Source organism: Vreelandella sp. F11 (genome assembly GCF_042466685.1).
In the GTDB taxonomy this organism is placed as follows: domain Bacteria; phylum Pseudomonadota; class Gammaproteobacteria; order Pseudomonadales; family Halomonadaceae; genus Vreelandella.
In genome coordinates this window covers 817,544-832,369 of the sequence record NZ_CP170448.1, presented here as the reverse complement: position 1 = coordinate 832,369, position 14,826 = coordinate 817,544, and the positions used below count along the sequence as shown (strand labels likewise).

At 56.9% G+C, this 14,826-nt stretch carries 10 protein-coding genes; 1 reads left to right on the top strand and 9 read right to left on the bottom strand.

Annotated elements, in window-relative coordinates:
- Window positions 1–8: 8 nt before the first annotated feature.
- From ACFIOZ_RS03820 to ACFIOZ_RS03805, 4 genes are all read right to left on the bottom strand, one after another.
- A complete protein-coding gene (locus ACFIOZ_RS03820; protein WP_064235814.1) occupies window positions 9–284 on the bottom strand; it encodes a YheU family protein in 276 nt (91 codons plus the stop codon).
- Complete coding sequence (gene ligA / locus ACFIOZ_RS03815; protein WP_386082377.1) at window positions 284–2,329, bottom strand: NAD-dependent DNA ligase LigA; 2,046 nt, start codon at window positions 2,327–2,329, stop codon at window positions 284–286. Before ligA ends, ACFIOZ_RS03820 begins: the two co-directional genes overlap by 1 nt.
- 163 nt (window positions 2,330–2,492) lie before the next feature.
- Window positions 2,493–4,439, bottom strand: coding sequence for a cell division protein ZipA (gene zipA, locus ACFIOZ_RS03810; protein ID WP_386082376.1), 1,947 nt, complete (start codon window positions 4,437–4,439; stop codon window positions 2,493–2,495).
- Between the two features lie 441 nt (window positions 4,440–4,880).
- Window positions 4,881–5,771, bottom strand: coding sequence for a LysR family transcriptional regulator (locus tag ACFIOZ_RS03805; RefSeq protein WP_386082375.1), 891 nt, complete (start codon window positions 5,769–5,771; stop codon window positions 4,881–4,883).
- A 98-nt stretch (window positions 5,772–5,869) separates the two neighbouring features.
- Here ACFIOZ_RS03805 and ACFIOZ_RS03800 point away from each other — a divergent pair, with 98 nt between their 5' ends.
- Entirely contained in the window at window positions 5,870–7,039 is a 1,170-nt protein-coding gene (locus tag ACFIOZ_RS03800) for a mandelate racemase/muconate lactonizing enzyme family protein (protein WP_386082374.1), read from the top strand.
- An 11-nt stretch (window positions 7,040–7,050) separates the two neighbouring features.
- On the opposite strand, the gene smc is transcribed toward ACFIOZ_RS03800, so the two are convergent.
- Genes smc through ACFIOZ_RS03775 form a run of 5 tightly spaced genes read right to left on the bottom strand, consistent with a single transcriptional unit; the run spans window position 7,051 to window position 14,799 of the window.
- Window positions 7,051–10,545, bottom strand: a complete 3,495-nt coding sequence (smc, locus tag ACFIOZ_RS03795) for a chromosome segregation protein SMC (protein ID WP_386082373.1) — start codon at window positions 10,543–10,545, stop codon at window positions 7,051–7,053.
- 24 nt (window positions 10,546–10,569) lie between these two features.
- A complete protein-coding gene (ccmI, locus tag ACFIOZ_RS03790; RefSeq protein ID WP_386082372.1) occupies window positions 10,570–11,808 on the bottom strand; it encodes a c-type cytochrome biogenesis protein CcmI in 1,239 nt (412 codons plus the stop codon).
- Complete coding sequence (locus ACFIOZ_RS03785; protein ID WP_386082371.1) at window positions 11,805–12,275, bottom strand: cytochrome c-type biogenesis protein; 471 nt, start codon at window positions 12,273–12,275, stop codon at window positions 11,805–11,807. The genes ccmI and ACFIOZ_RS03785 overlap by 4 nt, the downstream gene beginning before the upstream one ends.
- Window positions 12,266–12,793 (bottom strand): DsbE family thiol:disulfide interchange protein, encoded by a 528-nt coding sequence (locus ACFIOZ_RS03780; RefSeq protein WP_226250407.1) that lies wholly within the window; start codon window positions 12,791–12,793, stop codon window positions 12,266–12,268. Before ACFIOZ_RS03780 ends, ACFIOZ_RS03785 begins: the two co-directional genes overlap by 10 nt.
- Entirely contained in the window at window positions 12,790–14,799 is a 2,010-nt protein-coding gene (locus ACFIOZ_RS03775) for a heme lyase CcmF/NrfE family subunit (RefSeq protein ID WP_386082370.1), read from the bottom strand. Before ACFIOZ_RS03775 ends, ACFIOZ_RS03780 begins: the two co-directional genes overlap by 4 nt.
- Window positions 14,800–14,826: the final 27 nt, after the last annotated feature.

The following is a 14,826-nucleotide window of genomic DNA, read 5'->3' as shown; positions in this document are numbered from 1 at the left end:
GGGAGGGCTTAGATATCGCCCTCCTCCTCGTCGTCGGCGATATCGCGGCCAAACGAACGCCACCGCGCCAGCGTCATCACTTCGGTCATCTCCAGCTCTAGATCATGGGCGATGATCAGCTCATTGCGCTCTAGCTGCTGTTTCAACTCGGCTACCCAGCCGTGCATGCCCTCGCCCGTGGTATCGGTGGTGTCGTAGCCCTGACGGGTCACAAACGCCTCTAGCAGGGCATTAAGGGTATCCGGCGGCAGCATTCTGGCGGGAACTTCAATAAAACGGCTCATTAGCGCTGCTCCCACTCTGCCAAACGTTCAATAAAGGTGGCTTCGTCGATGACGTCTACGCCCATCTGCTCGGCTTTGGTGAGTTTGCTGCCCGCCGCTTCGCCAGCGACCAGGCAGGTGGTCTTTTTCGAGACGCTGCCCGCCACCTTGGCACCCAGCGCCTGCAAACGCGCCTTGCCTTCATCCCGGGTCATGCTCTCCATCGAGCCGGTGAGCACCCAGGTCTGGCCTTCCAGCGGCGTGGGGCCTTGGGTGACTTCCGCCTCCTGCCAGGTAATGCCCGCTTCAATCAGCGCGGCAATGGTTTCCTGGTTGTGCGGCTGGCGAAAGAAAGTGTGTACATGGGCGGCGACTATCGGGCCGACATCATTGACCGCTTCCAGCGCTTCCAACTCAGCGGCTTGAATGGCGTCTAGGGTACCAAAGTGGTTGGCAAGATTCGCCGCCGTGGCCTCGCCTACTTCACGAATACCTAAGGCGTAAATAAACCGCGCCAAGGTGGTCGCCTTAGCGGTTTCAAGCGCGTTGACCAAGTTAGTAGCCGACTTTTCGCCCATACGCGGCAGGCTTTGCAACTGCTCGACGGTTAAGTGAAACAGCGCTGCCGGTGTTTCTACCCAATCCAAATCAACCAACTGCACGATCAACTTCTCACCCAGGCCGTCAATATCCAGCGCTTTACGACTGGCAAAGTGCTTAAGCGCCTCTTTGCGCTGCGCCGCGCAGTACAGGCCACCGGAGCAGCGCGCCACCGCTTCGCCTTCAAGACGCTCGATATCGGAACCGCACACCGGGCAGTGTTCAGGAAAAACGATCGCCCTGGCATCCGTTGGCCGCAGCTCGGTATGCACGCTCACTACTTGGGGGATCACATCACCGGCCCGACGAATCGAGACCGTATCGCCAATCATTACATCCAAACGTTTGATCTCATCGGCGTTGTGCAGTGTCGCGTTAGACACCGTCACACCGGCGACAGTGACCGGTTCCAAGCGCGCCACGGGGGTAATCGCCCCGGTACGACCGACCTGGAACTCTACATCGTTAAGCGTGGTGACCTCTTCCTGAGCGGGATACTTAAATGCCACCGCCCAGCGCGGTGCACGGGCCACAAAGCCAAGCTCGCGCTGGTGGCGTAGGGCGTTCACCTTGATCACCACGCCATCGATATCAAAACCTAAGCCGTCGCGCTTCTCACCCAACTGCTCGCAGTAGTCAGCAACGGCCTGGGGGCCTTTGACGACTTTAAGCTCACTGCTTGAACGAAAGCCCCAATCTTTGAGCCTTTCCATCTGACGACTATGCGTAGAAATTACGCTGTCATCCAAATTAGCCATATTGATACGGGCAACTTGGTAGGCGTGAAACTCCAACGGCCGTTTAGCCGTAATGCGGGGATCCAACTGACGCAGGCTACCCGCCGCGGCGTTGCGGGGGTTGGCAAAGACCTTGCTGCCCTCTTCCCGGGCGCGCTCGTTCAACGCTTCAAATCCCGCGTGGCGCATAATCACCTCGCCACGCACTTCCAATAGGGCGGGCACATTTTTACCCATCAGCTTTAGCGGCACCGAACGCAGCGTGCGCAGGTTAGAGGTAATGCCTTCACCGGTACGGCCATCGCCTCGTGTTGCTCCGCTGACCAGTACGCCCTGCTCGTAAACTAGCGAGACGGCGGCGCCATCCAGTTTCGGCTCGCAGGTAAACTCAACATCGTCTGCGGCACACTCAAGACGCTCGGCCACCCGCTCGGCGAAGGCGTGTATATCGTCACGGCTAAAGGCGTTATCCAGCGATAGCATGGGGATCGCATGGGCCACCGTGGGAAAGCCATCCGCAGGGGCGGCGCCAACACGCTGGGTGGGCGAATCGGGGGTAACCAGTTCTGGATGGTCGGTCTCCAATTGCTGTAAGCGCTGAAATTTACGATCGTAGTCGGCATCCGTCAGTGTCGGCTCATCGAGCACGTAGTAACGGTAGTTGGCCTCGTCGAGGGCAGCGCGCAGTTGGGTAATCTCTTCCAGCGGTTGAGAATCAGACTTCTTCATTAAAATGGTTTCCAGTACCAGCTAAAACAACAGCGAAAGCACAAAAGCTAAACGTCACAACTTGAAAATCACAAAACGACAGCGTATTGAACAGAAACACCCGCCTTCTGGCAAGAAGGCGGGTGTTTTACAGCAGCGCTGCTACGACGTCAGCGAACGACGATTAGCGGGCTTGGAGTTGACGATGCAGGCGGTGCCGACGCTCAAACTCACGCACTCGCTGGCGGGCGAATTCGATTGTTTGTGCGGTCATCACACTACGGTTTTCGTCTTTAAGCTCGCCGCCCATATGGCGAACCACCACCATGGCGGTTTCTACCATCGCTTCAAAGGCAGCAGCGCTATCGATGGCACCAGGCAGCGGCATCAACAGCGTGATACCGGGGGTCATAAATTCGCCCATCTCTTCAATGGGGAAAGTACCTGGTTTAACCACGTTGACCATGGAGAACTGCAGTTCGCTATCGTCACTCTCTGTCTCAAAGCGGTGGAAAACACCCATTGCACTACTGTAGCGCAATCCGCAGACCATCATCAGTTCCAGCAGTTTGGTACCGTCGAAGCCCTCTGGGTCTCTAGAGAGAACGCTAATGACCACGACTTCTTCAGCACTGGAGAGTGTTTCCTTGGCGTGTTCACCGTTCACATCATGACGTAGGGCTTTTTCCAACGTTGGATGTATACGGACGCTCTCATTCGCCCCAAGCTCGCTTTCAGCGTGGCGGTCATCAACACCAAAGCGCTCTTCGAGCTCCTCTTCGTGGGCGGCATACTCACTATCTTCATAGCGAAGCGCTTCTTCGTCGACAGCACGCTGCTGGGCAGCGAGCCTATCTGCAGCAGCCGCACTGGCCGCTGCTTCTTCACGGATTCGTTCTTCACGAGCTAGGGCCTGCTCTTGAGCGAGGCGGGCCCGCTCTGCTTCAGCGGCCTCTTTGGCTTCACGCTTCTGCTCTGCTTCCAGCGCTTTGCGTTCGGCCTTCTGCTTGGCCAAGGCTTGATCACGCACCGCTTTCTCAGCTTTCTTACGCTGCTTTTCTTTACGCCGCGCAATCAAACGACGCTTTAGCGAGCGCCCCATGCCTTCAAAGTCGACCAGGCGATACTCATCAACTTCATCATCGTCCAACTCGTCATATTCGCCCACTGTATCTGAGCGCAGTTGACGCCGTTTAGCTGAGTGCTGATTGGCATGTTTGGCAAATACCGCGTCTTCCGGCTCCGCTCGTAGTACAGGTTCTTGCTCTGAAAGTGGCGGCACCATTTCACTATTTGCTTCACTGGCGGCTGTTTCACTGTCAGCGGTTTCGTGAGCGGTAAGCGGTGACGTCTCAGCAGCGACAGCTTGAGGCGCTTCAGCATCCGCTTCTGTCACTGAAGGAGTAACCGTGGCAGCGGCAGCAGGCTGCTCGGTATAGGGTTCCGATTGGGAAGTTGAATTCGATTGTGAAAATGAATCCGGTTGTGAAAATGAATCCGGTTGTGAAGACGGATTCGGCTGCGAAGATATAGCCGCCTTGGTTTGCAACGTTTCAGTTTGCAAAGACTCACTTTGCAAGGAGTCGGTCTGTAAAGAGCCCGTCATTGAGATACTGGGTTCGCGACGATCATGTTCAGTCGGCGACGCAGTAGAAGTAGCCGATGCAGAAGTCACTGGCTGCTCTGCCTTAACCTCCGGCTTATCGGCTGTCTTAGCAGCAGTGCTATTAATGGCAACACTTGGTGCTGGTTTTGCAACTGGTGCTGCTCTATCCCGTTTCTCTGCCTTATCTGCTTTGCGTTTTGCCGCTTTAGCAGAGGCCGAACGTCTAAACTCAGAAAGCACCCTAGAGGGCCCAGGATGCTCTTGACGTTCTAACTTTGGTTTATTACCTAAGCCACTATAGTCTGCGGGTTTAACAACTCGAGCACCGCCATTAGGAAGTTCCCAATTGATCTCCGCGGCTTTAGCAGCTTCATCGGGATCATCTAGCGAACTGCCGGAAAGATCTTTCTCCGCCTGATCTAGACGGGGTACACGTCGCTGACGTTGAAGCCTTCGCGCACCGTCAATAACGATGAGCGATACCAACGCCAGCCCTAATATGATTAGCCACTCTCTTAGTTCCATGTCGAACGTTCCATGGTCGTCTTGCCGTTTGCTAAGGCACAGGGTCTAAAAAGGCATGCCTGAATTTGATAACTGTAACTGCTATTTAATAAGTGCTTGCCACCAAGCATAGCGCGATTATGGTGAAAATGGCCAATTTTTGCTGCATTTAACGCGATTTTCACGGCTTGGCAAAATTTTGAGACGCTTTAAGGCGAGAAATTTCGACCTTAACTTCAAACAAAAGTGCCACGATCATTTGATCTAACATCTATAAATAGCTTTATAAAGGAATCCTGGAAGCAAGAAAAGCCGTTTTGACAACCAACTCACCTGCCAGTGCATATTTTCTCTATAAGCCGTTTAACCATCCCCAGCGCTCTATTACTAAGGGTAATATAGTTAAGTTGGAGGCTTTGGCATATTTTTTTACGCTTTTAGCCTAGCATCACTCTCCCAATGTTAATCGCGTTCACGCTGATCTGTTACTCGCGCCCAGAAGTTTTCGGCCGCAACGCTTAAGGGGGCTACTGGCCTCACGAGATGGATTTGCAACGCGATATCCCAGCTTTCATCAAACGCCCGTACCAATCGGCCATCGCTAATCTCTTGCTCTGCAAGGCTTTTTGGCAACCAAGCTACTCCTTTCCCCTCTAATGCCATCGACATCAATACGGCGGCCAGGTGACTACTAAACTGTGCTTTAAGCGCTAACACCTCGCTATTGTCGTATAAACGGTGAGCCACAATGCGCCCAAGACCCGACGCTTCCGTATAGGCCAAATAAGGCAATTGGTTGCCAGGGTTGCTCTCCAGTAATGAGCGGGCTACTAGTGCTATCAGGATGTCGTCGCCCACGTTTTGGCTCACAAAGTGCTCCTGGGTCAATGGCGAAGGCACCTCGGGATGGCGATGACAGAGCAAAAATGGTACCTCGCCACGCACCAAGAGTTGCTCGCAGCCCTGCATGCTGTCTGAGTGAAGTTGGATCGCTTCAATCGGCGCGCCATTCTCGGTTTGGCGAATCCAGCGCGGAAAAAAGGTAAAAGAGAGCGAGTGAGTGGCGGCGAACTGAAGAGTCTTTGCCGCTTTACCGGCCACCTCTTGCGCCTCTTCGCGCAGTCGATACAGGCGATTTGTCGCTTCAAACGCTCTGGCTTGAATATGACTACCAGCTTCGGTAAGCGTGGTGCCTTGTGGCGTGCGTATAAACAGGCTGACACCCATCCACTGCTCTAACGAGCGAATGCGACGGCTAAACGCCGGCTGGGTGATGTGACGCGCTTCTGCTGCCCGCACGAAACTGCCGTGTTCTGCCAGGGCGATAAAATCTTCGAGCCAAACAAGTTCCATGAGCAATGCCGTTTCAGCATGGGGTAGCGCAGTAATAGCATTGGTCGCGCTGTATTGTCACGCTTAATGTGGGGCTGTTCACCACACAGGAGCACACCATGCGCATCGTTGAAATTCGCGAGAAAACCGTTTCTATCGCTTCGCCTATTGCCAATGCCTATATCGATTTTTCCAAAATGACCTGCTCGCTAGTTGCCGTGGTCACGGATGTGATCCGTGACGGTAAGCCTGTGATTGGCTACGGGTTTAATTCTAACGGCCGCTATGGGCAGGGTGCGCTGATGCGCGAGCGTTTTTTTGACCGTATTAGCGAAGCCGATCCTGAAAGCCTTATTGATCAAGCGCATAACAATCTTGATCCCTTTGCGATCTGGAAAACCTTAATGACCAATGAAAAGCCCGGTGGCCACGGTGAGCGCTCCGTAGCGGTAGGCACAATCGACATGGCTGTTTGGGATGCGGTGGCCAAAATAGAAGGTAAGCCACTCTACCGGCTGCTGGCTGATCGTTACCGTAATGGCCAGACAGACGACAAAGTGTGGGTCTATGCGGCAGGCGGCTACTACTACCCTGGCAAGGATCACAGCAAACTACAGGATGAAATGCGCAGTTACCTGGATCGTGGCTATAGCGTGGTCAAAATGAAAATCGGTGCTGCATCGTTAGCAGAGGATCTACGCCGAATCGAAGCGGTCATCAAGGTCGTTGGTGATGGTAGTCGCTTAGCCGTGGACGCCAATGGTCGTTTTGATCAAGCCACCGCTATCGCCTACGCCGAAGCGCTAAAGCCCTACAAGCTGTTCTGGTACGAAGAGGCTGGCGACCCACTCGACTATGCCCTTCAAGCAGAGCTTGCCAACCACTACGAGCTGCCTATGGCCACCGGTGAGAACCTGTTCTCACACCAGGATGCGCGCAACTTGCTCCGCCACGGCGGTATGCGTGCCGACCGCGACTATGTGCAGTTTGATTGCGCACTCTCATACGGCTTAGTGGAGTATATGCGTACCCTAAAAGTGATGGATGAGCTTGGCTGGTCATCGCGCCGCGTGGTTCCCCATGGCGGCCACCAGATGTCGCTGAATATTGCCGCAGGTTTACAGTTAGGCGGCAACGAATCCTATCCGGACGTTTTCCAACCCTTTGGCGGCTTTGCGGATGGTATTCAGGTGGAGAATGGCTATGTGGGGCTGCCTGATATACCCGGCGTGGGCTTTGAAGCGAAATCGGCGCTTTATGCGGTAATGCGCGAGCTTGGTGAAGGTTAAAGACGAAGGGCCTAATCAACCAACGCTGCTGCCTCGTCAATACCTACCGAGACTAACCGCGAGACGCCGGGCTCCTGCATGGTGACCCCCATCAGGCGCTCGGCGGCTTCCATGGCAATCTTGTTGTGGGTGATATAGATAAACTGAACGTTTTCAGACATCTCTTTGACCAGTTTGGCGTAACGGCCCACGTTGGCATCATCCAAGGGGGCATCCACCTCATCCAGCATACAGAACGGCGCCGGATTAAGCTGAAAGATTGCAAATACCAGCGACAGCGCGGTCAGCGCCTTCTCGCCGCCCGAGAGCAGATGAATGGTGCTGTTTTTCTTACCCGGCGGGCGGGCCATAATCGCCACGCCGGTTTCCAACAGGTCATCACCGGTTAGCGTTAACCAGGCGGCACCGCCGCCGAATACCCGCGGGAACAGGGTTTGTAAGCCGGTATTCACCTGATCAAAGGTTTCCCGGAAACGCACGCGGGTCTCCTGATCGATGCGCTTAATTGCCCGTTCGAGGGTTTCCAGCGCTTCGGTCAACTCGGCGTGCTGCGCTTCCAGATAGTTACGCCGTTCGGCCTGCTGGTCGTACTCTTCAATAGCAGCAAGGTTGATCGCCCCCAGGCGGCGAATCTTGTCCGTGGTGCTTTCCAGACGCTCCTGCCAACGTGTTTCAGTGGCCTCCTGAGGCAGTTGCTCGGTCAGGGTTTCGACGTTATGACCTAATTCCGCTAGCTGCTCGTCCTGAGTCGCAGCTTTGAGTGCCAGCGCCTGGGCATCCATTCGCCGCTGCTGGAGTTGCTCGCGGCTCTGTTCCAGGTTGCGCTCGTGCTGTTGGCGGGCAAGTTCATCATTGCGTAACTGCTCTGCCAGCCCCTGAGCCTGCTGTTTAGTGGCATTTAAGCGCCCCTCCTGCTGCTCGCGCTGGTGCAGCAGCTCTTCAAGCTCTTCTCCCGCCAGTTCGTCGGGCTCGAGCAGCATTTCCCGCGACTCTTCCAACTCGACAATACGTAGCGAGAGGCGCTCTTCAGAGTCACTGGAGCGCGCCTGCTGGGAACGCAGACTGTCGCGCTCGGCACTTAAACGTTCCCGCTCAAGTGCCAGCGCCTGCTGCTGCGCTTTGAGCGGAGCGAGCTGTTGGGTTAACTGATCACGCGCTTCACGCTGCCGGTTGCGCTGCTCGGCGCTGGTTTCCCGTGCTTGCGCCGCGCTCTCTAACTGCTCCATCGCCACATGCCAGCGGGCGCGCTGCTCGTCGAGGGTAAGCGCTAACTCAGCTTCATCCTCTTGTAGCTGGGCAAGCTCTTCATCAAGCTCAGTGGCGCGGCTCTCCAGATGCTCCAGGCGCTGGGCCAGGCTACGCTCTTTTACCGCCAACTGCTGCAGAGTCGCGGCGTGGGCGCGCTCTTTTTCGGCCTGCTGCTCACGGGCCTGCTCCAGGGTTTCGATCATCTCACTGGCTGCTTCACACTGCTCTTCCGCCAGCGCCACCGCCTCCTCTTCACTTTCGCGCTGGGCGGTCAGTTCAGCGTAGCGGCGGCGGGTTAATAGCAGCCCATCAATGCCTTCGCCGTTGGCCTGCTGGTTCACCCACCCGCGGCCCAGCCATACACCATCCTGGCTTACCACACTTTCACCAGGTGCCAGGTGCACTACCTGCTGCTCAGCCTCTTCGGCTGTTTGAGTATAGTGAATACTTGCTAACCACTCGCCCAACGCACCAGCGCCGTTGACCAAACTGTCTAGTCTCTGGCCAGACGTTGAGGCCGCTAACGGCGTCTGATCAATTAGCCGCCACTCCGTGGCTAAGGCCTCGGGCAGAGCGGTCAGTTGGTGGCGGTTCACCATGCGGGCATTGAGCCAGGGGGCCAGCAGCCAGGAAACCAGCGTTTCCCAACCGGGCTCCACCTGCAGCACTTCCCCCAGTTGCGGGGCATCCGCCAAGCCATGCGCTTCTAAGGTGGTACCAATGACAGGATCGTGATCCACCAAGGCGGCGTCGATGAGTGCTTGAAGTGAGGCCAACTCACCCTGTCGCTGGCTGAGTTCAGCGCGCTGGGTGTCCCGCGCCTGAGTGGCCTGCTGGTAGGCCGCCTTGGCGTCGCTATAGCGCTGCTGCCACTCATCGCGCTGGGTTTGAAAACCGTCCGCCAGCTCCTCTGCTTCGGTTAACTGGGCCTGATACACCGCATGCTCTTCGCGCAGCGCAGTGAGATCGGCTACCTCGCTGCGCTGCTGACGGCGGCGCTGATTTTCCGCCTGCAAACGCTGGATACGCTGCTCTAGATCGCGCAACTGATCCTGGCTGCGATCCGCGTCGCGGCTAGCGTCTCGCCAGCGGGTTTCGGCATCGGCCCACTGCTGTTCGGCGGATTCAAGTGCGGGGGAAGCGTCGGCCAACGCCTGCTCCAGGCTTTCGAGCTGCTCTTCCAGCGCTTCGTGCTCGGGGAGCAGATCGTCAAAGCGCTCGTCAATCGCGGCTAAACGCTCCTGATCCCCCTCACTAACCCGTCGCTGCTCATCCAGCTCACGCCGGGCGGTGGCGATATCATTGGCCAGCTGGGTTTCACGGCTGCGTCGGTGAGCCTGATCCTGTTCTAAACGCGCGATACGCGTGGTGGTTTCATAGAACTGTTGTTGGTGGCGATCAAGCACCTCTGAGAGTTGGTCATGCTGCTCCCGCGCCTGCTCCAGGCGGGTTTCACACTGGCGAACGCCGAAAACATCTTTTTCGACCGCTATTTCCAACTCGCGGACGCGGCTCTCCTGATGAGACTGCTCCGCCCGCAAGGCACGCCCACGCAAAAGCGCCAGCTCCCCCTTGAGTCGATACTCCTGCTCCTTTAAGTCTTGATAGCGCTTGGCGGCTTCGGCCTGACGCTTGAGGCGCTCCAGCTGTTTATCCAGCTCTTCACGGATATCGTCCAAACGCTCCAGGTTCTCCTGGGTGCGCCGCATGCGGTTTTCGGTTTCCCTGCGGCGCTCTTTGTACTTGGAGATCCCAGCGGCCTCTTCCAGGGTCGAGCGCAGGTCGTCGGGGCGGGCTTCGATCAGCCGCGAGATCATGCCCTGGCCGATAATCGCGTAGGAGCGCGGGCCCAGGCCGGTACCCATAAACAGATCGGCGATATCGCGTCGACGGCACTTCTGACCGTTAAAGAAGTAGTTGGATTGCCCATCCCGGGTGACCAAACGCTTAACGGCAATTTCCGCATACTGAGCGTAAACGCCCCCCATGCCGCCGTCGCGGTTGTCGAACTTGAGCTCTATGGAGGCTTGGCTGATCGGTTTACGACCGGTGGAGCCGTTAAAGATAACGTCAGCCATGGATTCACCGCGCAGGGTTTTGGCGGAGGACTCCCCCATTACCCAGCGAACGGCATCAATAATATTGGACTTACCACAGCCGTTGGGGCCCACGATGGCGGTCATATTGCCATCGAAGGGCACCGTGACAGGATCCACAAAGGACTTGAACCCGACTAAGCGAATCGACGTTAAGCGCATACCGAAGCGGCGTTCCCGTTGCGATTATTCAAAGACACGATTAATCACCACTTCAACCGCCTCCGCATCATCAATAGGCCCGACGCTGACGCTCTCAAGGTCGCCAAACAGATCCCCCGGCTGGGGCGTTGCTTGGCCGGAGGGAGAAACACGCACCACCAAGCGCGCTTCACGCACCTGGGAGATCTGCGCCTGGGGCGACATAGCTGCGCTGTCATCTAGCGTCACCGTCATGGGCAGCTCCGATACCTGGGCGCGCACCACGGCCAGGGGTGGTAACTCACCCTCACGATCGCGGGCGGTAATAAACACGCTGTCATTATCGTCAACGCGCCCAGCGAGTTCGCTGTCTAACGCAACGCGAACCCGAATACCATTGCCCTCGGCAACGGCCTCTTCAGGTTCAACGCCCATGCGCTCCTGAGCCACGCGAATACCGTCGCGCAGTGAAGAGACGGTATTGGGGTCTTCGATATTGGCGATGGCCCGGCGCCAGTGGTCGATGGCCTGTGGGTAATCACCGTTGTCAAAAGCGTTAATGCCCAGTAGGCCTAATACCGTGGGCTGGCGGGGATCCTGTTCCAGCGTCTCATCGACCAGTGCCTGCACTTCGTCGGTCAGCTCGCGTTCGGCCATAAAGAAACGAATTTGCGCCAGCTGTGCAAGCAGCGGTGGAATGCGCCCTTCAATCTCGATCAGGCGCTCCAGGGCGTCCACGGCCTCGGGCATTTGCCCGGTTTCGCGGTAGAGCGGAAACAGTGTGCTCCACACATTGGGATTATCCGGCTGACGCTCGGCCTGCTCCTCCATGCGCTCGATATACATGGCGAGCGACCCCTCAGGGTCGTTGCGCACTTCCTGCTGCACGGCCAGTAGTACCAGGTCGCCCTCGGCGCCCTTTTGCTGATACCAAATGACGCTAATGGCTACCACAGCGACCATGACCAGGGGTACGACGATACGACCGGCGCTGGCTGCTTTTAATGGCCGACGCTCGCGGAAAGCAGTATCTTCCAGCAGGCTGCGCTCAAGCTCCAGACGATCCTCCTCAAAGCGAGCAGTATCGATATCGCCTCGCTCACGCGCTGCTTCCAATGACGCCAAACGGCGCTTGAAAATCGCCACGTTCTGCTCGGCGGAGGTGTCGTTGGCTTCAAAATCGCGCTGCTGGTCATACAGTGCACGCGCCTTTCTGAGCGGCGAAACCAGTAGCCACAGCGCGGGAACCAGTAAAACGGCAATCGCAATCCAGAGCAGCGTCATGAAGACCTCTTACGGTTAGTCAGCGCTTCTATACGTTGGCGCTCTTCAGGGCTCAACGCTTTAGCAGAGGCGTTACGGCGGGCACGAATCATCAGTACGACTACCATTGCCCCCAGCAATACCAGACCAATGGGCAGGCCCCAAAGCAGATAGGTACGGCTCTCTAAACGGGGGTTATAGAGAATATATTCGCCAAATCGCTGCACCATGTGATTGATAATTTCGATATCCGACTGGCCATCTTGCAACAGTTGATAAACACGCTCGCGCATATCAGCCGAGATAGGCGCGTCCGAGTCGTCAATCGCCTGGTTTTCACACAGCGGGCAGCGCATAGAGGCGGTTAAGTCGCGGTAACGCTTCTCCATCACCGGGTCGTCAAATTCGCGCAGCTCAATACCGCCTGCCGCTGCACCAAACGCTATGAACAACAGTAGTAACGCTGCCATGGTTCGCATTAGCGCCATTTCTCCACCTCCGGCAGAATACGTTCGCGCACGTCTTGGGGTGATACATAGCCTTTATGGTGATAGCGAATGATGCCGTCGGCATCGACCAGGAACGTCTCCGGGGCACCGTAGACGCCAAGATCAAAACCTAGCTCGCCTTCTGGGTCAAAAATATTAACCTCAAACGGGTCGCCAAATTCGCTGAGAAACTGCATGCCTTTCTCGCGAGTATCGCGGTAGTTGACCCCTACCATGCGAATGCCGCGGTCAGCCAGTTCCAGCAGTTGCGGCATCTCCTGCTTACAGGCAGGGCACCACTCGCCCCAAACATTCACCAGGGTCACTTCGCCTTCTAATAGCGTTTGGTCAACGCGGCGATTTTCATCACGCAGGGTGGTAGCTTCAAAACTCGGAAACTCCCGCGCCATCAGCGCTGAGTCACGCTGGGAGGGATCCAGCGAGAGGCCTTGATAAAAGAACAGCGCCAAGCCTAAAAACCCCACCGGCAGCAGCAGTAGCAGTAGCCGTCGCTTCATACCGTGGCCTCCCGCGCGCGACTGCCTTCACTGACCACTTTCGGCGCTTCACGGGTGACCACGTTGCGACGATAGCGTTTGTCGAGCACTGCCAGCACGCCGCCGAACGCCATCAGCAGGCCACCCAGCCAGAGCCAGCGGACGAACGGCTTGTACTGTACCCGCATCGCCCAACTGCCATCGCCAAGGTCTTCACCCATGGCCACATAGAGGTCGCGGAACAGCCCTGGGCGCAGGGCCACTTGGGTCATCGGCATACCGGTGGCCAGGTAAAGACGCTTTTCAGGCCGCATGGTAAAGCTGCGGCCTGAGTCGCCTCGCTGAACCTGAAGCATGGCGGTATCCGCCAGGAAGTTGGCCCCGCGCCGTTCGGTTAGCTCGGTCATGGTGAACTGATAGCCCGCAACTTCCACCGTAGTGCCCGGCGACATGCGCACATTGCGCTCGATGTTGTAGTTGGAGACGACCGTCACGCCAACGATAGTCACGGCAACGCCGATATGCCCCAGCACCATGCCCCAATAAGCCAGAGAGAGTTTACGCACCCCGGCGACAAACGAACTGGCGTGGCGGGTTTTATCAAACACATCGCGCACCATCGGCAGTACAATCCAGAGCGCGGAGATAATGCCCAGGGAGACAAACAGGTTCCATTCACCGCGGTACAACAGCGGCATTAATAGGCCTATCAGCAGCGCGGCAACGCCTGCTAACCACAATTTACGGGTCAGATCCCCTGCCGCCATGCTCTTCCAACGCGTTACCGAGCCGAGCCCCATAAAGATACACATCACCACGGTAAGCGGGACAAACAGGGCATTAAAGTAAGGCGGGCCCACGCTGATTTTGCCCAACCCCAGCGAATCCAGAATCAGCGGATAGACGGTTCCCAGCAGCACGGTGACGGTCATAATCACCAGAAAGATATTATTGACCAGCAGCAGCGCATCCCGGGAGAGCCAGTTAAAGCCGACTTTATGACTCACCCGCGGGGCGCGTAGCGCAAACACCAGCAGTGAAAGCGTTACCGTAATGGCCAGCAACATGAGGATAAAGAAACCACGCGCAGGGTCGTTGGCAAATGCATGCACCGATGTCAGCACCCCAGAGCGCACCAGGAAAGTGCCCATCAGTGATAGCGAGAAGGTCGAGATCGCCAGCAGCACGGTCCAGCTTTTAAACGAGCCGCGCTTCTCGGTGACCGCCAGTGAGTGAACCAGCGCGGTACCAGTAAGCCAAGGCAGCAGTGAAGCGTTCTCGACCGGATCCCAGAACCACCAGCCGCCCCAGCCAAGCTCGTAATAGGCCCACCAGCTGCCCAGCGCAATGCCCACGGTCAGAAACGCCCAGGCCAGGTTCGTCCAAGGCCGTGCCCAGCGCGTCCAGGCGGCGTCTAAACGCCCGCCCATGAGCGCCGCGATGGCAAACGCAAACACCACGGAAAATCCTACATAGCCCATGTAGAGCATCGGCGGATGCACGATCAACCCGAAGTCTTGCAACAGCGGGTTAAGGTCGGCGCCGTCGCGGGGCATATCGGGCAGCAGCCGCTCGAAGGGGTTCGATGTGATCAAAATAAACAGCAAGAAGCCGACGCAGACCATGCCCATCACGCCCATGACTCGGGCGACCATATCCCGCGGCAGGTTGCCGGTGAACAGGCTGGCTGCAAAGCCCCAGCCCGCGAGCATAAAGCTCCACAGCAGTACCGACCCTTCGTGGTTACCCCACACCGCGCTGAACTTGTAGTACCAGGGCAGCAGCGAGTTGGAGTTATTGGCCACGTTTGCCACGCTAAAATCGTCCAGCATATAGCTGGCGGTCAAACAGGCGTAGGCAATGGCAATAAACACAAACTGCCCTACGGCCATGGGCTGACCATAGGCCATCCACAGCGGGCGCCGAGTCGCCGCACCAGCCAACGGCATCACCGCCTGCACCACCGCCATCAGCAGCGCGATAATGAGGGCAAAATGGCCAATTTCAGGAATCAGTTTGATAAGCATGTGTGCTCCGGCTTTGTTGCCAACCCT